The sequence below is a fragment of the Serratia sp. LSHTC3 genome, from assembly GCF_057197125.1.
On sequence record NZ_JBXUNP010000001.1, the window covers coordinates 1,440,974 to 1,460,441 of the forward strand.

The following is a 19,468-nucleotide window of genomic DNA, read 5'->3' on the forward strand; positions in this document are numbered from 1 at the left end:
ATCTGTGATGAGGCAGGTAGGCGGGGGATTTTCCATGGATCTTGTCCACCTATCCAATATGTGGACAACCTGTGATATTCTTTCGTCCCTGACCCCATTCAATGTGGAACATCACGATGAGTAATGACGCGGATAATAGCGGCTCACAGGTGATTGCCCGGGCCGCCACCCTGCTGCGGGCGCTGGAAACTCAACCGAAGGGCATGACCATCTCTCAATTGTCCCGGGAAACGGGGCTGCCGCGCACCACCGTACACCGTTTGGTCACCTCGCTTGAATCGCAACAGCTGCTCATCATGGGCAGCGGCGGCGTTCAATTAGGGCCGGCGCTCGCCCGCCTGGCGGCTTCCGCGCATACGGATGTGATCACCCTTGCAAAACCGGCGATGGAAACGCTTGGCCGCCGAACGCGTGAAACCGTCGATTTGTGCGTTTACCGCGGCAGCCACGCGGTATCGGTAGGCCAGTTTGTTTCCGATCAGGAACTTCGCGTCGTATCAGCCGTTGGCACCGCCTTTCCGTGTCACTGCACGGCGCATGGCAAAGCCATTCTGGCCGAGCTGCCTGACGAAAAGATTGCGGATCTGCTTGGCGGCCAGCCGGATGTCAGAACGGATAATACCCTCAGAACCGTCTCATCCGTACTGGAGGACATTCGGGAAACCAGGATCCGTCGTTACGCCATCGATCGCGAAGAGCACGCTCGCGGCGTCTGTGGCGTCGGCGTTTACCTCAATATCGGCGTCAACGAGCTTTACGCCATATCCATTGCGGTTCCGGCCATGCGCTTCGAGGAAAAGTTTGACCATCTGCTCGGTTCGCTGATGCAGTGCAAAGCGGAAATCGAAGCGATGCTGGCATAACAAGCCGGGGCGTTTGGCCTGGCAGGCGCTGAACGCCGGGGCCAGCACGCCTCGCTCCCGGCGCTGCGTTGGCGAGGGAAGGCGGCGGTCAGCTGTTGCCGAACCGGGCATAAATCTCAGGCAGAAAACGGCCGAGCGAAGAGAACTCCGTCATATCGTGGACGGCCATTTCATAGGCAAAGCCTTCCAGCGACGCTTTCGTCATCCCCGCTTTTGCGATGTATTCGCGCGAGCGTTTTCCGCCGTCCGGGAACTTGTCGAATCTATCCCAGGATTCATGCGTGCCGATCCAGTAACGGTTGACCATTTCCATCCCTTGCGGCGTGTCGCGTCCCAGATGAATCATCAGCACCAGCGGCGTTGATTGCGCATCATAAGGCGTGATGATGCCGCTGGCGTTAAAGGTAAAGCGATGCTTTTTGAGCAACTCGCTCTCGACGCCGAAGCTTTCCGGCGCATTAAAATGGATAACGCCGTCAAGATAGTTATCGCCAATGTACTCGGTAATGTGGTTCGGGTTGCCGTACAGCCGCTCAGCGTAGGACAGACGGGTATCCGCCAGACGCTTGGGATCGACAACCGAGTTGTGGATATGAGCATGAGGGAACCACAGATAGTAGCGTTCGCTCTCGATCGGGTGCCAGCAGAACCACCACTTGAACATCTCCGTGGTCACGCCCGGAAAAATATGGCGGCTTTGCGCATAGGCGCAGGGGCCGCCATCCTCAACGACGGCGTAACCCGATACCGGAAACTCGTCAAAACGTTCCAATAGGGTTTTCAGGCCCGCTTTCGTGGGTTGAAGAATGTGTTCTTTTGCCAACGGCCCCTGTTCCAGCGCGCGGATCATCTCTACGGGCGCATCCAGATTGCTGTCGAAGAACTCGGCGTAGGGCTTGCCCTGAATGCCTTTCTCATTGATCTTCAAGCGTTTCTGCATCGGCACCTGATAGTAGGAAATCAATGACTTATCGAGCGATGCGCCCGCATCAGTAAACGCGCCTTTCCGCGTCGCCGCCGGTAGGGCGGATGATGGCGCCGCCATGGCGGAAGACAGCAGGGATTGAGAAAGCAAGGCGCCGCCAGCCAACAGCGGAATGCGTTTGATGATATTACGACGTGAAATTTCTTTACTCATGAGATCCTCACTTAGGTTGTCGCCGACTTGACGGCAGCGAGATGTGGTGTGGTTGATATTGATTCTGAATTATCCGCATAATGGATCATTCATCCGAATAATGGTTATTATTCTGTTGCTGGATGTAGGCGATGTCAACGCTCATTGAGTGACAAAGCGCATGGATTGCCAAAAAGCGCCTGCCAGCCATTGCAGGTAATAACTGAGGGGTTGCCGACGTTGGCAGGGTAGGATTGACATTCGATTTACAGTTCGCGCGTTGACATGTTGGGCAGAAGCCTCAAGAATACCGTCCGAATTGTGGATATCATATCCATATATCGGATATTTCAGTGAGGCACTCTATGCGTGAATTAAGAAAAATGGCGGCGTTTACGCTCTTGGCCGTGGCCTGTCTGACGATCATGGTCGGTTGCGTGATCGTTCCCGGTTTGACGGAGATCGCGAGCCAGTTGGGCACGCCTTCCGCGGCCAGTTGGCTGGTCACCGTGCCGTCGTTGGGCGTGGTGATATTTGGCCCCTTCGCCGGACGTTTTATTGACAAGGCGGGCGCTTACGCGGCGCTCAGCTGGGGGCTGTTGTTGTATGGCCTGCTTGGGTCGGGGGGGCTGTTGCTGCGCGGCTTTTGGCCGGTGATGCTCGACCGCCTGCTGCTTGGCGGCGCCACGGCGATCGTGATGTCAGCCGGCACCGGTCTGATTTCTGCTTTTTACAGCGGGCAGGCGCGCTTGAAAATGATCGCTTCGCAAGGCATGTCGATCGAGCTGGGCGGCGTCATCTTTCTGTTTATCGGCGGACTGTTGGCGACGCTCGGCTGGCGCTGGCCCTTCCTGTTGTATCTTGTCGCCTGGGTGTTGCTGGCGATGCAGTTGCTGTTTGTGCCCAAACCCCAGTCCGATGTGGGCGAATCAGACAACGTTCAGCGCGATGATGCCATTTCCACCGGCGCCGGCAGATTAACCGCGGTCTATTTTTCCGCTGTGCTTTCCATGATCTGCTTCTTCACCGGGATCATTATCATCCCGCAGCATTTCCACCACATGAATATCGGGGCGGCGCAAACGGGATACTTCCTGTCGTTTATCTCGCTTATCGCCGTTTTTGCCGCCGCGCTGATGCCCAGGTTGGTGGCTTTACTCAGAGAAAACGGCGCGCTTGGCGCGGCGTTTGTCTGTTATGCCGCAGCGCATCTGCTCTTCGCCTCTGCGCACGGCACTGCGGCATTTGTTGCCGGCGGCATTCTGATGGGATGCGGGTTCGGCTTCTCGGTGCCGTTGGTTAATCATATGACCGTAGAAAAAAGCTCCCCCCGCACCCGGGGGCGAAATCTGGCCTATTTATCGATGGCGATTTTCTCCGGCCAGTTCTTGTCATCCTTTATGGCGTTCATTCCCGGCAGTTCATCCGCCGTTTTCCTGGGAGCGGCGGGTATCAGCATCGCCACGATTTTGGCGCTGACGCTTGCGCGCAGATTAGGATAAACCCACCGCGCTGCGCGTTTTCCAGCCCGAAAAGATTTTACGCAATCCTTACGCAACCCTTTCAGAAGCGCATTGCGGCATTCGATATATTGAGAATAGTCATTCTCAATAGGATCGTATTGCAATGCAGAGGAAAACGCTTTTAGCGCTGGGGCTGTCGCTGTTGCTGGCCGGCTGCGATGGGCAAAACGCCGGTGCGCTGGCGGGCGCAGGCGGTGAGCAGGAGGTCGGCGTGGTCACGCTGCGCGGCCAGTCAGTGACCCTGAGCAGCGAGTTGACCGGCCGGGTCAACGCCACCATGACCTCCGACGTGAGGCCGCAGGTCGACGGCATCATCAAGCAGCGGCTGTTTACCGAAGGAGCCGAGGTGAAAGCCGGGCAGGTATTGTATCAAATTGACCCCGCCAGCTATCAGGCCAGCTACGATCAGGCCGCCGCCCAGTTGAAAAACGCCCAGGCTACGGTGCAATCCACCCGGCTCAAATCGCAGCGCTATGCGGCGCTGGTGAAAGAAAACGGCGTTTCCAAACAGGACGCAGACGACGCCAAAGCCGCGTATCTGCAGGCCGTGGCGTCGGTGGCGCAGTATCAGGCGGCGCTGGAGACGGCGCGCATCAATCTCGGCTATACCCAGGTGCGTGCGCCGATCGCCGGGCGCATCGGTATTTCGTCGGTGACGCCGGGCGCGCTGGTCACCGCCGGCCAGACCGATGCCTTGGCCACCATCCGCGCGTTAGATCCGATCTATGTCGATCTGACCCAGTCCAGCGCCCAACTGCTTAAACTGCGGCGCCAACAGGCGGCGTTACAGCGCGGCGCGGTCACGCCGGTCGCCATTAAGCTGGAGGACGGCACGTCTTATGCTCACGCCGGCAAGCTGGAGTTGACCGAGGTGGCGGTGGATGAGGCCACCGGTTCGGTCACGCTGCGCGCGGTGTTCCCCAACCCCGAACATGAGCTGTTGCCCGGCATGTATATCCACGCCACGGTGGATAACGGCGTCGATCCCAAAGCCATTCTGGCGCCGCAGCAGGGCATCACCCGCAACGCCAAGGGCGAAGCCACCGCGTTGGTGGTGGACGAGCAAAACAAAGTGGCGCAGCGCACTGTCAACGCCGAACGGGTGGTGGGCAGCAACTGGCTGATCGGCAGCGGGCTGAACGAAGGCGATCGCCTGATCGTCGAAGGCACCAGCAAGGTGACGATCGGCGCCGCAGTGAAGCCGGTTGAAGTCTCGGTCGACAAAAACCAACGCGGGGAGCAGTGATATGGCGCAGTTCTTTATCCGGCGGCCGGTGTTCGCCTGGGTGATCGCCATCATCATCATGCTGTGCGGCCTGATGTCGATCAATTCGTTGCCCATCTCGCAGTACCCGGACGTGTCACCGCCGCAGATTTCCATCTCCGCCACCTACCCGGGCGCGGACGCGGAAACGCTGGAAAACAGCGTCACCCAGGTGATAGAGCAGCAGCTCACCGGGCTGGATGGCCTGCTGTATTTCTCTTCAACCAGCAGCTCCAGCGGCTCGGTCAGCATCGACGTCACCTTTGATCAGGGCACCGATCCGGATATCGCGCAGGTGCAGGTACAAAACAAAGTTCAGCAGGCGGAAAGCCGCTTGCCGAGCGCGGTCACCGCCCAAGGCGTGACGGTCAAGAAATCCCAGAGCAGCTTTTTGCTGATCGTCGGGCTGTATGACGAGACCGACAAGGCGACGATGGCCGACATTTCCGACTATCTGGTCAGCAACCTGCAGGATCCGCTGTCGCGCATCGAGGGCGTGGGGGACGTTCAGGTGTTCGGCTCGGAATACGCGATGCGCATCTGGCTGGATCCGACCAGGCTGGCGAGCTATGCGCTGATGCCTTCCGACGTGCAGACGGCGATCGAGGCGCAAAACACCCAGGTATCCGCCGGTAAAATCGGCGATCTGCCGGCCGCCGCCGACCAGCAGCTGACCGCCACGGTGAAGGCGCAGTCGCGGCTGCAAACGCCGGAACAGTTCCGCAATATCATCCTGAAAAGCGACAGCAGCGGGGCGCTGGTGCGGCTGGGCGACGTGGCGCGGGTTGAACTGGGCAACGAAGACTACTCCGCCAGCGCGCACCTCAACGGCCACCCGGCGGCGGGGATCGCGGTCAAGCTGGCGGCGGGCGCCAACGCGCTCAATACCGCCAAACTGGTGAAGGCCAAAGTGGCGGAATACCAAAGCGCGATGCCGCAGGGTTATAAGGTGGCCTACCCGAAAGACAGCACCGACTTCATCAACATCTCGATCGAGGAGGTGGTGAAAACGCTGTTCGAAGCGGTGGTCCTGGTAGTGGTGGTGATGTTCGTGTTCCTGCAAAACCTGCGCACCACGCTGATCCCGACCATCACCGTGCCGGTGGTGTTGCTGGGCACCTTCGGCGTGCTGGCGGCGTTCGGCTACTCGATCAATACCCTGACGCTGTTCGGCATGGTATTGGCGATCGGGCTGTTGGTGGACGATGCCATCGTGGTGGTGGAAAACGTCGAACGCGTGATGCGTGAAGATAAGCTGCCGCCGCGCGAGGCGACGGAGAAATCGATGCGCGAGATCACCGGCGCACTGGTCGGCATCGCGCTGGTGCTGTCGGCGGTGTTTCTGCCGATGGCGTTCTTCGGTGGTTCCACCGGGGTGATCTACCGCCAGTTCTCGATCACCGTCGTCTCCTCGATGGTGCTGTCGGTGGTGCTGGCGTTGACGCTGGCGCCGGCGCTGTGCGCCACGCTGCTGAAAGCGTCGCATGAAGAACAGACCGACAAAGGGCTGCTGGGTAAATTCAACCGCGGTTATAACCGGCTGCAGGAGAAGTACGCCGACAAGGTCGGCGGGGTGATCCACCGGCCGACGCGCTATCTGCTGCTGTACGGCCTGCTGCTGATCGCCACCGCCGTGATGTATCTGCGTTTGCCGACCGGTTTCCTGCCCAATGAGGATCAGGGGTCGGTGATGGTGCAGTACACCTTGCCGGCCGGCGCCACCAATGCCCGCACCTCGGCGGTGAGCGAGGCGGTGACCGCCTATTTCCTCGAGCAGGAAAAGGCCAACGTCAGCACCATTTTCACCATCAACGGTTTCGGCTTCAGCGGCAGCGGGCAAAACGCCGGCATGGCGTTCGTCAGCCTCAAAGACTGGAGCCAACGCGGCGGCAGTGAAAACACCGCCGACTCCATCGCCAAGCGCGCCATGGCGCATTTCGCCTCGCTGCGCGACGCCCAGGTGTTCTCCATGAGCCCGCCGGCGATCGACGGCTTCGGCCAGTCCGACGGCTTCACCTTCGAACTGCAGGCCAAAGGGGCGACCACCCGCGCCGAGCTGCAGGCGATGCGCGATCAGATCGTCGCCGCCGCCGGCAACAACCCGGCGCTGCTGGCGGTGCGCGCCAACACCTTGCCGGACACGCCGCAGCTGCAGGTGGAGATCGACAGCGGCAAACTGCAGGCGCTCGGCCTGAGCGCCGGCGACGTCAACAGCACGCTCAGCAGCGCGTTCGGCAGCACCTACGTCAACGACTTTATCGATCGCAACCGGGTGAAAAAAGTCTATATGCAGGGCGACGTAGCGTATCGCGCCAAGCCGGAAGATCTCGACAAATGGTTTGTGCGCGGCACCAACGCAGCGGGCGACAGCAGCATGACGCCGTTCTCCGCCTTTGCTTCCTCACACTGGATCTACGGCCCGGAAAACCTGTCGCGCTATAACGGGCTGTCGTCGTTCGAGATCACCGGGCAGGGCGCCGCCGGCGTCAGTTCCGGCACGGCGATGAGCGAGATGGAGAAACTGGCGGCGAAGTTCTCCGCCGGCAGCAGCTATTCCTGGAGCGGACTGTCCTATCAGGAGCGGCTGACCAGCGGCCAGGCATCGTCGCTGTACGCCATTTCGCTCATCGTGGTGTTCCTGTGCCTGGCGGCGCTGTATGAGAGCTGGTCGATTCCGTTTGCGGTGATGTTGGTGGTGCCGATGGGCATCGTCGGTTCGCTGCTTGCGATCACGCTGCGCGGGCTGGAGAACGATATCTACTTCCAGGTGGCGCTGCTGACCATCGTCGGTTTGTCGGCAAAAAACGCCATTCTGATCGTCGAGTTCGCCGAGGAGATGCACCAGCGGGGGGAAACGCTGATTGGCGCGGCGGTTCACGCGGCGCGCATGCGCCTGCGACCGATCCTGATGACCTCGCTGGCGTTCACCGCCGGGGTGCTGCCGCTGGCGGTATCCAGCGGCGCCGGCGCCAACAGCCGAATCGCCATCGGCACCGGCATTATCGGCGGCACGATCACCGCCACCGCCTTGGCGATCTTCTTCGTACCGCTGTTTTATGTGCTGGTGCGCCGCATGTTTACCCGTCGGCCCGCCAACTCGCCGTCGCAGGCAGGAGAATAACGTGTTGCAACGAGTCATGATGTTAACTTTACCGCTGCTGCTGAGCGGGTGTCTGTCGCTGGATCCGCACTACCAGCGCCCGGCGGCGCCGGTGCCCGCCAACCTGCCGCAGGGCGAGGCCGCCGGCAAGCAGGCGTTGAGCTACCCGGACGTCGCCTGGCGCGACTATGTGCAGGACGCCAGGCTGCGCCAGGTGGTGGCGATGGGGCTGAGCAGCAGCCGCGATCTGCGCGAGGCGATCGCCAATATCGCCTCGGCGCGCGCGCTGTACGGTGAGCAGCGGGCAGCGCTGTTGCCGACGATCAACGCCACCGCCGACGGCAGTCGCGGGCGTTCGCTGACCGGCAACGGCAATGCCACCGCCATCAGCCAGAGTTACGAAGCGCAGGCCGGCGTCAGCGCCTTTGAGCTGGATCTGTTCGGCAAAAACGCCAGCCTGTCGCGGGCGGCGTTCGAAACCTATCTGGCGAACTCGGAGGCGGCGAAAAGCACCCGCCTGACGTTGATCGCCGACATCGTCACCGACTGGGTGGCGGTGGCGGCCGAGCGCAGCAATCTGGCGGTGGCGCAGCAGACGATGGAAAGCGCCAAACGGTCGCTGGAGGTGACGCGTAAGAACCAGCAGCACGGCATCTCGTCGCTGGTCGACGTGGCGTCGGCGGAGACCGTTTATCAACAGGCGCGATCGGACGCCGCCAGCTATGCGACCAGCGCCGCGCAGGCGAAAAACGCGCTGGATTTAGCGGTGGGGCAAAGCGTGCCGGAAAACCTGCTGCCCGGCGGCATCGACGCGCTGGGCGGGATCATGCGCGATCTGCCGGCCGGGGTGTCTTCGCAGGTGCTGCTGACGCGGCCGGACGTGCTGCAGGCGGAGCATAACCTGAAATCCGCCAACGCCAATATCGGCTCGGCGCGGGCGGCGTTCTTCCCGTCGATCAGCCTGACCGCCAGCGGCGGGGTGGGCAGCGGTGAACTCTCGTCGCTGTTCAGCCACGGCGCGGGCGTTTGGTCATTCGCCCCGAGCATCAGCCTGCCGATTTTCAGCGGCGGCTATAACACGTCGCAACTGAACTACAGCAAAGCGCAGAGAGATCTGTATGTCGCCACCTATGAGAAAGCGGTGCAGACGGCATTTCAGGAAACCGCCGACGCGCTGGCGCGCAAAGCCACGCTGCGGGAGCAGCTGGCGGCGCAAACCGGCTATGTGGCGGCGGCGCAGCAATATTATCGTCTGGCCGAACTGCGCTACCGCCAGGGCGTGGACAGCTATCTGACCGTGCTGGACGCGCAGCGCACGCTGTATACGGCGCAGCAGTCGCTGATCGCCGCGCAGCAGACGGCGTACGATAATCAGGCGACCCTGTATAAAGTGTTGGGCGGCGGGGTTGCCGCCGAGCGGCAGGGGGATGGCGTCATCGCCGACAAGACGACGCTCAGCCGCTAACCTTCGACCGCGCGCGCCGGGCGTTTGGCTGCGCGCGCTTTTTATGGAAAGTGTAAAGAAACGGAAAACCCGCGCGGCGGCCCGAACTCGCCGCGGCGGGCAGAGTCAGACAGATAATTGCATTCACCTTTTCTTCATATCGGCTCGAGGTCGTCATGGCAGAAGACATTCAGCAACAGGTCATCGCGCTTATCGCCGCATTCAACACACCAGGGCGGCAGAAGAAGGGGGCGGTCATCACCCCGGAAACCGAGATTAACACCGCGCTCAACCTGTCGTTCAGCGACTCCAACACGCTGATGCGCCGCTACTTCGATACCTTCGGCGTCGACAGCAGCAATTACAACCACGAGCTGTATTTCCAGCCGCCGAGCAATACCGGGCGCTGGTTTTCCCCCTCCGCCTGTAAAGAACACACCCGGCCGCTGTGCGTATCGATGCTGGTGCGCTCGGCGCGCGCCAAACGCTGGCTGTACGACATCCATTTTCTTATCGAGCAATTGCGCTAGCGCCAGGTTACTGCTCCAGCAGCTCGGCGAACTTCGCCAGCCACTGCGGATGCGCCGGCCAGGCCGGGGCGGTGACCAGGTTGCCGTCGACATGCGCCTGATCGATGCCGATCTCCGCATAGTGGCCGCCGCCGAGCCGCACCTCCGGGGCGCAAGCCGGGTAGGCGCTGCAGGTGCGGCCCTTCAACACCCCAGCCGCCGCCAGCAGCTGCGGGCCGTGGCAAACGGCAGCGATCGGTTTTTTGGCGGCGTCGAACGCCTGCACCAGCGCGATCACGTCGGGATTCAGGCGCAGGTATTCGGGCGCCCGACCGCCGGGGATCAACAGCGCGTCATAGTGTTCTTCTTTGGCGGCGGCAAAGTCGGCGTTCAGGGTAAAACGATGACCGGGTTTCTCGCTGTAGGTCTGCGCGCCGTCAAAGTCGTGGATCGCGGTCTGGATGTAGTCGCCGACGGCTTTGTCGGGGCACACGGCATCCACCCAATGGCCAAGCATTTGCAATGCCTGAAACGGCACCATGGTTTCGTAATCTTCGGCGTAGTCGCCGACCAGCATCAGGATTTTTTTCTTGCTCATGATCACAACTCCAGCAGGAGGGGGAATGCCTAAGGTATAGCCCAGCGCCCCTGGGAATGCGAACCGTAAAGCGCCTATCTATACTCGTGATACTGCGGCGCTTTCTCGCCGCTCAACCCAGGGAGGATCCCCGATGCTGAATCTGGCTACCTTGCTTGAAGAAAGTGCGCGCACCTGGCCGGAACGGCCGGCGGTGATACAGGACGATATACTGCTCAGCTATCGGGCGCTGAATGAAATGGCCAACCGGGTGGCGAATTTGTTGGTCGCGCGCGGCGTGCGGCCCGGTGAACGGGTGGCGCTGGCCTGCACAAACCGGCCGGAGTTTCCGGCTATCTATTACGGCATTCTCAAAAGTGGCGCGGTGGTGGTGCCGCTGAATATTCTGCTTAAAAGCGCAGAATTCGACTATTACCTGGCGGATTCGGCGGCGGTGGCGCTGTTCTGTTTCGAGGGCAGCAGCGGCCTGCCGTTGGGGGAAGAGGCGCTGCGGGCGGCGGCGAAGGCGGAGCAATGCCGTGAGGTGTTTATCATCGGCGATCGGCTGCCGCTCGAAGGCGAACGTTTCAGCACGGCGATAGCCGCACAGGCCACCGAGTTCGCTTCGGCCGCGACGCTCGAAAGCGACACGGCGGTGGTGCTGTATACCAGCGGCACCACCGGCCGGGCCAAAGGGGCGGAGTTGACCCACGCCAACCTGGTGCTTAACGCGCTGGGATCGGTGAGGCTGTTCGACGGCTCGGAAACGGATCCCGATCGCCATCTGGTGACGTTGCCGCTGTTCCACACGTTTGGTTCGACGGTGCAGATGAATGCCGGATTTTCCGCCGCCGCCACCCTGGTGCTGGTCGAACGCTTCGACGCCGCGCAGGCCATCGCGCTGATGCAGCGGCACGGCATTACCTTTTTTGCCGGCGTGCCGACCATGTATTGGGCGTTGTTGAATGCGCTGGATGAGCATACGGATATCGAGCGCCTGCGCAGCACGCTGCGTATGGCGGTGTCCGGCGGGGCCAGCCTGCCGGTGCAGATCCTGGAGGATTTCTCGCGCCGCTTCGGCGTCAACATTCTCGAAGGGTATGGGCTGTCGGAAACCAGCCCGGTCGCCACCTTTAACCATCCGCACCGCGTGACCAAACCCGGCTCCATCGGCCAACCGATCTGGGGCGTGGAGGTTCGCTTGCTCGACGTCACCGGGCAACCGATCGACGGTGTCGATCAGGTGGGAGAGATCGCGGTGCGCGGCTACAACATCATGAAAGGCTATCTGAACCGCCCTGAGGCGACGGCGGAAGTGCTGGAAAACGGCTGGTTCCGCACCGGCGATCTGGCGCGCCGCGATGCCGACGGCTTCTATTTCATCGTCGATCGGGCCAAGGACATGATCATTCGCGGCGGGTTCAACGTCTATCCGCGCGAGATTGAAGAGGCGCTGATTCGCCATCCGGCGGTGTCGTTGGTGGCGGTGATCGGTGTCGAGCATCCTTCGCTGGGTGAAGAGATCAAAGCGGTGGTGGTGTTGAAAGAGACGGAGGAGCCGATCGAGGAAGAGGCGCTGATCGCCTGGAGCCGGGAGAGGCTGGCGGCGTTCAAGTATCCGCGTATCGTCGAGTTTGTCGAACGCTTGCCGATGACCAGTACCGGTAAGGTGTTGAAACGCTGTTTGCGCTGAGGAAAATCCGGCCTGCCGGGGCAGGCCGGGAAACGGGCATCAACCTGGGTAGATGCCACGCTCTTTACGTGCGGTCAGGATGCGCTCACAAGCCACGATATAAGCGGCGGTGCGCAGGCTGCACTCTTTCTCTGCGGCCTTGTTCCAGACGTGGACCATCGCGTCGGTCATGATCTTGTCCATACGCTCGTTGATCTCGGACTCGCTCCAGAAGTAACTCGCCATGTCCTGCACCCACTCGAAGTAACTGACCGTTACGCCGCCGGCGTTACAGATAACGTCCGGAACCACGGTGATGTTACGGGAACGCAGAATGTCGTCCGCTTCTGGGAAGGTTGGGCCGTTAGCCCCTTCCAGCACCAGCTTGGCGCTGAGGATTTCGGCGCGCTGGCGGGTGATCTGGCCTTCCAGCGCCGCAGGGATCAGGATGTCCATGTCAACCGACCAGAACGCTTCGCTTTCGATCTCGCTGGCGCCTGGGAAACCGGCGATCTGCTTGTGCTTGGCCTGGTATTCGGTCAGCGCGGCCAGATCGATGCCGTTGGCGTTGAACAGGGTTGCGGAGTGGTCCTGGATGGTGACGACGCGAGCGCCGACGCCGACGAACAGGCGAGCCGCTTCGCTGCCCACGTTACCGAAGCCTTGCACCGCCACTTTGGCGCCTTCGATCTGCACGCCCAGACGCTTGGCCACTTCGCTGCCGGTGACGAACACGCCGCGGCCAGTCGCTTTCTCACGGCCCAGGGAGCCGCCGAGGTGGATTGGCTTACCGGTTACCACGCCGGTGATGGTGGTGCCGTGGTTCATGGAGTAGGTATCCATCATCCAGGCCATCACTTTGGCGTTGGTGCCGACGTCCGGCGCAGGAATGTCTTTCTGTGGCCCGATGATGAAGCCGATTTCGCTGGTGTAGCGGCGGGTCAGTCGCTCCAGTTCACCTTCAGACAGTTTGAACGGATCGACGCGGATGCCGCCCTTGGCACCGCCGTACGGCAGGTTGACCGCGGCGCACTTGATGGTCATCCAGGCGGACAGGGCCATCACTTCGTTCAGATCGACGTCAGGGTGGAAGCGGATACCGCCTTTACCCGGCCCGCGCGACAGGTTGTGCTGTACGCGGAAGCCTTCGAAGTGACGGATGGTGCCATCGTCCATCTGCAGCGGGATATCGACAATCAAAGCGCGTTTAGGGTGACGCAGCGTATCAACCCAGCGTGAGAGGTCGCCGAGGTAAGGGGCGACGCGATCGATTTGTTGCAGATATGTAGCCCAAGCGGTGGTGCTGCTGTCTGAAGCGTAGGATAGCTTTTCCATAACCAACCTTTATATTTTAGAGGTATTTATTTCGTTTAACCGTGGATTAGCAAGCGCATAACACTTTGCGCCGCTAAATTTACCACTAATTATGCCGGTTGTTAGCCCCCCGCTCATCGGGCCAGCGGACGGTTTTTCGCCGCCTGCAGGGCGGTAAATGAATAGTTAATTACTTTTCGCCGGTCGTTAGCGGGCGCATGCATACTTTATGCATATAAAACGCATAAAAACCCTTTATATCTATTTTTCAGAAGCTTGAATGTGATCAAAAAGTTTCATTTTATTTAACTGCTATGTTGACAATGGCGTTTCCCCTCGGCAGCGTTAAAATCCTGTTAAAACGCCGTCTGCCGCCGCGTTTTGCCTTGGCAGCGAGAAGCATGATTCGGGGCTGTTTTACTGTATTGCGGCAGAAGAGTGGGCTGAAAAGCGTGTTCACCTGAAACGGACGGGTGACCGCGAGCGGCCGGCCACCCGTTCTGGTTTGGCGAATCAGCGTTTAAAGAAGACCGCGCCGCGGTGGCGTGGTCATCCGATACGCATTAGGCGCCGGTATGCTGATAGCGTTGTAATTCCACCGGTTCAGCGCCGATACTCGCCAGATATTCTTTGACGGACGCCGGCGCGGAAGCTTGCGTAAATTGGTAGATGTTTTCATCCGCATCCAACAGCGTCTCCCATTTTACAATGTTCACCCAGCGAGGCTCATTGTCTACGCTGATGCCTGAGTCACGCGAAATAAACCCGTTCTGGTTCGAGATAAATTCCTCTTCAACGCGCTTGTCCAATACGGCAAACGCTTCAGGGCTGAGTGAGGCCGGCAGTTTAAAACTTGAAATTTCAATAATGTAGCTGTTGGCGGAACAGTCCGCCTTGGATTCATAATTCATAATAAAAGTCCTTTAAATTAAATTGCTTATACAACTCAAATTAAGCTGCATCCTTATTGCAGTACTGCAGGTTAAATTTATTCCTGATGTCTGAAATAAATAATTAGGAATAATCTGAATTGGCGCTTTGCTTTATGCAAAACATGATGATTTGTATGAGATTTTTCTTGCATAAGGGAGTTTGCTAATCAACTTGCCAACGGCCTTAAGCAATAATTCAATAACGGTGGTGCGGTTATTAATGTCATTGGCAAAGGGGCGGTTTTTAAATAAAAAAACGGTAGATGAACGGCGTGGTTAACCTATTTCCTTTTCCTCTTTGAAGGGGCGGGCGTTATTTCGCCGGCGACCGGCAATGGCCAATCATGCCCCCCCGTCGGGATAAAAGGTCACTTGCGGCGCAGCCGGTGGTGAGGGGGAAAACAACGCCATCCGCTCGGCAAGCGGCGGCAACTGCGGTATGCTAAGCGGCTGAACAACAAACCAAACCGGGCTATACGGAGACACCCCAGCGTGGCGAATTCTTCTTCTCAACTTGAACTGTTGCGGTCGGTCGCCGACGGCATCGCGGCCCTGTTTTTCCCGAATGCGGAAGTGGTGATCCACGATTTGGCCGCCAACAAGATAGCCTACCTGGCGAACAACCTGTCGAAGCGCAAACCGGGCGACGACGCGGGGCTGGAAGATTTCACGTTTGATGGCGGCGCCAACGTGACCGGCCCCTACGAAAAGCTGAACTGGGACGGCAAAAAGATGCGCTCGGTGAGCATCGCCGCGCGCAACGAGCAGGGTAACCCCAGCTATCTGCTGTGCATCAACCTGAGCACCGCGATGTTCGAGGACGCCCGCAACGCGCTGGATATGTTCCTGTCGGTCACGCGATTGCAGCCGCAGCCGCAACAGCTGTTCAAAGACGACTGGCAAGAGAAGATCAATACCTTCCTGCATGACTGGCTGCGGCGCGAGAACGCTGCGCTCGGCGCGCTGAGCCGCGAACAGAAACGGCGGCTGGTCAGCGATCTCTATCATCAGGGGGCGTTCAAGGCCAAAAGCGCGGCGGACTATATCGCCAACGTGCTGTCGATGGGGCGCGCCACGGTGTACAAGCATCTGCGGGAATTGAAGCAAGAGTAAACGCGGCGGGAAAGGTGGAAGAAAGGGGCGGCGCTGGCCGCCCATTTTCGTTACCAGCGGTAGTTGACCGAAGCGATAATGCTGCGGCCGCTGCCGTAGAAGCAGGCGTACTCGCCGCTGCACGACGAAACGTATTTCTTGTCCGTCAGGTTCTGCACGTTGAGCTGCAGCGCAGCGCCGCGCAGCGCCGACGAAGCCTGACCGAGGTCATACTTCACCATGGCGTCGTACAGCGTGTAGTGCGGCACGTCGTACTGGCCGGTGGCGTCGGCCGGCGCATCGCCGATATAACGCACGCCGCTGCCGACGGTCAGGCCGTTGAGCGCGCCGCTCAGGAAGCTGTAGCTGCCCCAGGCGGACGCCGCGTGGCGCGGGATGCCCGCCGGGCTGTGGCCGATTTCGTCCGCCGAGTTGGAGTCTTTGGTCACTACGTCGGTGTAGGTATAGGCGGCGGTCAGCTTGATCGCCGGCGTCGGCTGAGCGTGCACTTCCGCCTCAATCCCCTTGGATTTCACCTCGCCAATCTGCTCATAGGCGGAGGTGAGACGGTTATAGGACGCCACGTTGCGCTGGGTAATATCGAACCAGGAGAGGGTCAGCAGGGTATTGCCGCCCGGGATCTGGTACTTCACGCCCACCTCGGTCTGTTTGCCGGTGGTCGGCTTGAGCGGATCGGCGCCCGGCGCGCTCGGATACAGGTTAGGATCGAACGAGGTGCTGTAGCTGACATACGGCGAAATGCCGTTGTCGAAGGCGTAGAGCAGGCCCGCGCGGCCGGTGAACTGGGCATCGTTGTAGGTCTGCTCTTTGCCGCCGGCGGTGCGATCGCGGGTGTTGACCTGCGACCAGTCCTGGCGGCCGGACAGCAGCAGGTTCCAGTTATTCCACTCCAGCTGATCCTGCAGATACACCCCGACCTGATTCAGCGTCTTCAATTCGCTGGAAACCAGCGTCAGCGCGCTGCCATCAATGCTGGGGCGAACCGGATTGGCCCAGTCGATCGGGTAATCGTTGCCGCGATCGCGATACATCTTCGAATCGCTATGGCTGTAGCGGTAATCCAGCCCGCCCAGCACGGTGTGCTTCACCTCGCCGGTATCGAACAGGCCCTTCAGCTGGTTATCCACGCCAAACTCGTTGGTCATCTGCGTTTCATGCTGCGCCCTGCGCGTCACGGTGTGGTCGTTAACGTCAGAATTTACGTTATAGACCAGATATTTATAGTCTTCATCGCGGTGAGTGAAGCGCAGGTTCTGGGTAAACGACAGCGCATCGCTGAAGTTGTGCTCGAGGCTGTAACCGATCGACGCCTGCTCGCGCCGCGATTTGTTGAAGCTGGGCTCGCTGACGTTGAAGTCATAGGGCACATAGCCCGCGCTGGTCGGGAACAGCGTGCCGGCACGCGGCAGGAAGTTGCGCGACCCGGCTTTCGGATCGTTCTGGTAGCTGGTCAGCAGCGTAAAGCTGGTGTCTTCGTTCGGCAGCCAGGTGAAGGCCGGCGCGATGGCCACCCGTTGCTGCTTGCTGTCTTTGACGAACTCGTGCTCGGTTCTGGCGATACCGTTCAGGCGATAGAACAGGGTGTTGTCGTCGTTGAGTTTGCCGCCGAAATCGAACGCCGTTTCCGCCAGATGGCGGTTGCCGGTGCTGAATTTGACTTCGTGAATGCTCTGGGCGGTAGGGCGTTTACTGGTCATCACCACCACGCCGCCGGGGCTGACCTGGCCGTACAGCACGCCGGCCGGGCCGTGCACCATCTCCACGCGCTCCAGCAGCCAGGGGTCGATCTGCCCGGCGCCGCCGTTTTGGCTCGAGAGGCCAAAGTGCAGGCCGTCGAGCAGTTTGGGCGCATAGCGGAAGCCGCGGCTGATCACTTCGTCATTGCGGTTGGAGTTGCCGCGGTAGGTGGTGATCACCCCGCTGGTGTAGTTCAGCGCGTCGGCGACCGACGCCGGCTCCTGGTCGTTCATTTGCTCGCGCGTGACCACCGAGATGGACTGCGGCGTCTTGCGCAGAGAGGCGGCGGTCTTGGTGCCGGCGGCGCTCTCTTTGGCGACGATCCCTTTGACCGGCGCGGTCACGCTGTTTTGCGCGTCGGCGGTCACCAAAATCGTTTCGTCCGCTGCCGCAGACGCGTGTTGCGCCAAGGGCAATAACGCCAGCGCCGATCCCAGCAACAGACGCCTGGCGGACATCGCCTCCGCATTCCCGTTAGCTATCCCTTTGTTTTTAATCTTCATTATCTCTCCTGCATACCTGCGTTGTGTGTTATGCCACCCTGATAAACCCCGAAATATCGACGAGCGGTATTCACCCGTCGACGCGGAGACGCCGTATGTGCACGACGGTAAAAATCCGACAAATAGTATTGAAAATGATAATGAGTATCAATACGATTGTCAGGTTTTGTAAAAATCACTCATGTTATGTAAGGGGCGCTATGGAGTTTTTGCCGGAAAAGAGGCCAGGAAACGACCTTGAGGGATTGGCGGCGCAATGGCTGCGTGAAGAGGCGGCAGGGCAATCCGCGTGGTGGCAAAAGGTTGCCGCGCAGGGCACGCCCATCGTCGACGCGCTCGACGAACGCCACGTCAAAATGACCTGGCTATGGCGCGACCCCGCCGGCGATGAACGGCACTCGCCGATATGCCGCGTTTACGCCGATATCAACGGCATTACCGATCACCACAGCACGTCCCCCAGCAGCCTGACCAGGCTCCCCGGCACCGACGTTTGGTACGGCTCGGCCGTTATCGATCGCCGCTGGCGCGGCAGCTACAGCCTGATCCCCATTACCGAGCGAGATCTCCCCCCCGTCTTCAGCGACGACGAAACGTTACGCGACCGCCAGCAGCGTGCCTGGTGGGTATCGCTGTTCCCGTTGGCGATCGCCGATCCGCTGAATCGGCTCTCGCTGGGGCCGTCTCATCGCCCGCGGCCCGTATCCCTGGCGCAAGGACCGGATGCCGACGATCAAAGCGCCTGGCAGGCTGCCGATCGGCCGCTGGATGAGGCGCGGCTACAGCGATTTCAGTGGCACAGCGAACGGCTGGGTAACCAGCGGCGCGTTTGGCTGTATGCCAGCGGCGACGCGGCGGTGAAAGCGAACCGCCCGCTGGTGCTGCTGCTCGACGGCCAAAACTGGATCGAAAGGCATGCGCTGCTGCCGGTGATCGAGAACGAAACCGCAAAAGGGCAGTTGCCTCCCGCGTGCTGGTTGCTGATCGATGCGATCGATGGTGAATACCGGGAAAACGAGCTGCCCTGCAACGCCGTCTTCTGGCAGGCGGTGATCGACGAACTGCTGCCGCAGGCGCAGCGCCGCGAAGCGTTCAGCGAGACTGGGGCGCGCACCGTGGTCGCCGGCCAGAGCTACGGCGGGCTGGCGGCGTTATACGCCGGTTTGCACTGGCCAGAGCGCTTCGGCCACGTGCTGAGCCAGTCCGGCTCTTTCTGGTGGCCTACGGTGCAATTTGTTACCCAGTTCGAAAAACGCCACGAACTGGAGGAAGGCTGGCTGATACGCCAGGTTCGGCAGCGCAACGCGGCGGCACCCAAGCTCACCGTGATCCAACAGGCCGGCGATCGGGAGGCGGACATCGAATTCGTCAATCGCCAGATGCACCAGGCGCTGACGGCGGCCGGGCACCGCGCCGACTACCGCGTGTATTCCGGCGGACATGACGCGCTCTGCTGGCGCGGCGGCCTGGTGGACGGCGTGCGCCGGCTGCTTTCCGCAATGAAGTAATCCCACATTTTGACAGACAGGTAATGCAAATGACTCAGGAACAACAAAACCCGTTCGATGACGAAAGCCTCCGTTTCTCCGTGCTGGTCAACGCGCAGCAGCAGTATTCGCTGTGGCCGCAGTTTGCCGATACGCCGCAGGGGTGGCGCGTGCTGATGGGGCCGGCGTCGCGCGGCGAGTGCATCGACTACATCGAAACGCACTGGCAGGACATGCGGCCGGCGGCGCTGAAAGCGGCGGATGCTGCGCGTTAAGCGCCAGGCAGTCAATCGATATATTCCGTTTGAGGGAA

The 19,468-nt window shown here is 60.4% G+C and carries 15 protein-coding genes; 10 read left to right on the plus strand and 5 right to left on the minus strand.

Translation table 11 applies throughout. The features are described 5' to 3' along the window. The first annotated feature begins 116 nt into the window (after positions 1-116). On the plus strand, positions 117-863 hold the full coding sequence (locus AC2CGI_RS06840; RefSeq protein ID WP_004938000.1) for an IclR family transcriptional regulator: 747 nt from the start codon (positions 117-119) through the stop codon (positions 861-863). 88 nt (positions 864-951) lie between these two features. On the opposite strand, the gene AC2CGI_RS06845 is transcribed toward AC2CGI_RS06840, so the two are convergent. After that, complete coding sequence (locus tag AC2CGI_RS06845) at positions 952-2,001, minus strand: DAPG hydrolase family protein (protein WP_004937998.1); 1,050 nt, start codon at positions 1,999-2,001, stop codon at positions 952-954. A gap of 362 nt (positions 2,002-2,363) precedes the next feature. Here AC2CGI_RS06845 and AC2CGI_RS06850 point away from each other — a divergent pair, with 362 nt between their 5' ends. The 5 genes from AC2CGI_RS06850 (at position 2,364) to AC2CGI_RS06870 (ending at position 9,841) form a co-directional block, all read left to right on the plus strand. Then, a complete protein-coding gene (locus AC2CGI_RS06850; RefSeq protein WP_021503721.1) occupies positions 2,364-3,482 on the plus strand; it encodes an MFS transporter in 1,119 nt (372 codons plus the stop codon). Between the two features lie 124 nt (positions 3,483-3,606). Then, complete coding sequence (locus AC2CGI_RS06855; RefSeq protein ID WP_075686299.1) at positions 3,607-4,749, plus strand: efflux RND transporter periplasmic adaptor subunit; 1,143 nt, start codon at positions 3,607-3,609, stop codon at positions 4,747-4,749. A 1-nt stretch (position 4,750) separates the two neighbouring features. Next, positions 4,751-7,888 (plus strand): efflux RND transporter permease subunit, encoded by a 3,138-nt coding sequence (locus AC2CGI_RS06860; protein WP_076741238.1) that lies wholly within the window; start codon positions 4,751-4,753, stop codon positions 7,886-7,888. A 1-nt stretch (position 7,889) separates the two neighbouring features. After that, complete coding sequence (locus tag AC2CGI_RS06865; RefSeq protein WP_033645806.1) at positions 7,890-9,332, plus strand: efflux transporter outer membrane subunit; 1,443 nt, start codon at positions 7,890-7,892, stop codon at positions 9,330-9,332. Positions 9,333-9,487: 155 nt separating this feature from the next. After that, positions 9,488-9,841, plus strand: a complete 354-nt coding sequence (locus tag AC2CGI_RS06870) for a DUF1493 family protein (protein ID WP_047026092.1) — start codon at positions 9,488-9,490, stop codon at positions 9,839-9,841. A 7-nt stretch (positions 9,842-9,848) separates the two neighbouring features. Here the strand turns inward: AC2CGI_RS06870 and AC2CGI_RS06875 are convergent, their stop codons facing one another. Then, positions 9,849-10,418, minus strand: coding sequence for a DJ-1/PfpI family protein (locus tag AC2CGI_RS06875; RefSeq protein ID WP_033643121.1), 570 nt, complete (start codon positions 10,416-10,418; stop codon positions 9,849-9,851). A 133-nt stretch (positions 10,419-10,551) separates the two neighbouring features. On the opposite strand from AC2CGI_RS06875, the gene AC2CGI_RS06880 reads away from it, so the two are divergent. Next, positions 10,552-12,090, plus strand: coding sequence for a long-chain-fatty-acid--CoA ligase (locus AC2CGI_RS06880; protein ID WP_033643120.1), 1,539 nt, complete (start codon positions 10,552-10,554; stop codon positions 12,088-12,090). Positions 12,091-12,129: 39 nt separating this feature from the next. On the opposite strand, the gene AC2CGI_RS06885 is transcribed toward AC2CGI_RS06880, so the two are convergent. Together AC2CGI_RS06885 and AC2CGI_RS06890 are read right to left on the minus strand one after the other, a co-directional pair. Further along, positions 12,130-13,404: a Glu/Leu/Phe/Val family dehydrogenase gene (locus AC2CGI_RS06885; protein ID WP_033643119.1), complete on the minus strand. Its 1,275-nt coding sequence runs from the start codon at positions 13,402-13,404 to the stop codon at positions 12,130-12,132. Between the two features lie 542 nt (positions 13,405-13,946). Continuing rightward, a complete protein-coding gene (locus tag AC2CGI_RS06890; protein ID WP_033643118.1) occupies positions 13,947-14,294 on the minus strand; it encodes an antibiotic biosynthesis monooxygenase family protein in 348 nt (115 codons plus the stop codon). Positions 14,295-14,807: 513 nt separating this feature from the next. Here AC2CGI_RS06890 and AC2CGI_RS06895 point away from each other — a divergent pair. Further along, the gene (locus AC2CGI_RS06895; RefSeq protein ID WP_033643117.1) at positions 14,808-15,428 is read left to right on the plus strand and encodes a helix-turn-helix transcriptional regulator; all 621 of its coding nucleotides are present in this window, start codon (positions 14,808-14,810) and stop codon (positions 15,426-15,428) included. Positions 15,429-15,478: 50 nt separating this feature from the next. Here AC2CGI_RS06895 and AC2CGI_RS06900 read toward each other — a convergent pair whose 3' ends face one another. Continuing rightward, complete coding sequence (locus tag AC2CGI_RS06900) at positions 15,479-17,668, minus strand: TonB-dependent siderophore receptor (RefSeq protein ID WP_076741239.1); 2,190 nt, start codon at positions 17,666-17,668, stop codon at positions 15,479-15,481. 200 nt (positions 17,669-17,868) lie between these two features. Between AC2CGI_RS06900 and fes the strand changes: the two genes are divergently transcribed. Both fes and AC2CGI_RS06910 read left to right on the plus strand, forming a co-directional pair. Continuing rightward, positions 17,869-19,176 (plus strand): enterochelin esterase, encoded by a 1,308-nt coding sequence (gene fes / locus AC2CGI_RS06905; RefSeq protein WP_015377907.1) that lies wholly within the window; start codon positions 17,869-17,871, stop codon positions 19,174-19,176. 29 nt (positions 19,177-19,205) lie between these two features. Further along, positions 19,206-19,430, plus strand: coding sequence for an MbtH family protein (locus tag AC2CGI_RS06910; RefSeq protein WP_004937955.1), 225 nt, complete (start codon positions 19,206-19,208; stop codon positions 19,428-19,430). The last annotated feature ends 38 nt before the right edge of the window (positions 19,431-19,468 follow it).

What these genes read in the sequence shown, in the direction of transcription:
- AC2CGI_RS06840 (WP_004938000.1), top strand. Translation starts at nt 117, where the DNA reads ATGAGTAATGACGCGGATAATAGCGGCTCACAGGTGATTGCCCGGGCC.
- AC2CGI_RS06845 (WP_004937998.1), bottom strand. Translation starts at nt 2,001, where the DNA reads ATGAGTAAAGAAATTTCACGTCGTAATATCATCAAACGCATTCCGCTG.
- AC2CGI_RS06850 (WP_021503721.1), top strand. Translation starts at nt 2,364, where the DNA reads ATGGCGGCGTTTACGCTCTTGGCCGTGGCCTGTCTGACGATCATGGTC.
- AC2CGI_RS06855 (WP_075686299.1), top strand. Translation starts at nt 3,607, where the DNA reads ATGCAGAGGAAAACGCTTTTAGCGCTGGGGCTGTCGCTGTTGCTGGCC.
- AC2CGI_RS06860 (WP_076741238.1), top strand. Translation starts at nt 4,751, where the DNA reads ATGGCGCAGTTCTTTATCCGGCGGCCGGTGTTCGCCTGGGTGATCGCC.
- AC2CGI_RS06870 (WP_047026092.1), top strand. Translation starts at nt 9,488, where the DNA reads ATGGCAGAAGACATTCAGCAACAGGTCATCGCGCTTATCGCCGCATTC.
- AC2CGI_RS06875 (WP_033643121.1), bottom strand. Translation starts at nt 10,418, where the DNA reads ATGAGCAAGAAAAAAATCCTGATGCTGGTCGGCGACTACGCCGAAGAT.
- AC2CGI_RS06880 (WP_033643120.1), top strand. Translation starts at nt 10,552, where the DNA reads ATGCTGAATCTGGCTACCTTGCTTGAAGAAAGTGCGCGCACCTGGCCG.
- AC2CGI_RS06885 (WP_033643119.1), bottom strand. Translation starts at nt 13,404, where the DNA reads ATGGAAAAGCTATCCTACGCTTCAGACAGCAGCACCACCGCTTGGGCT.
- AC2CGI_RS06890 (WP_033643118.1), bottom strand. Translation starts at nt 14,294, where the DNA reads ATGAATTATGAATCCAAGGCGGACTGTTCCGCCAACAGCTACATTATT.
- AC2CGI_RS06900 (WP_076741239.1), bottom strand. Translation starts at nt 17,668, where the DNA reads ATGAAGATTAAAAACAAAGGGATAGCTAACGGGAATGCGGAGGCGATG.
- fes (WP_015377907.1), top strand. Translation starts at nt 17,869, where the DNA reads ATGGAGTTTTTGCCGGAAAAGAGGCCAGGAAACGACCTTGAGGGATTG.
- AC2CGI_RS06910 (WP_004937955.1), top strand. Translation starts at nt 19,206, where the DNA reads ATGACTCAGGAACAACAAAACCCGTTCGATGACGAAAGCCTCCGTTTC.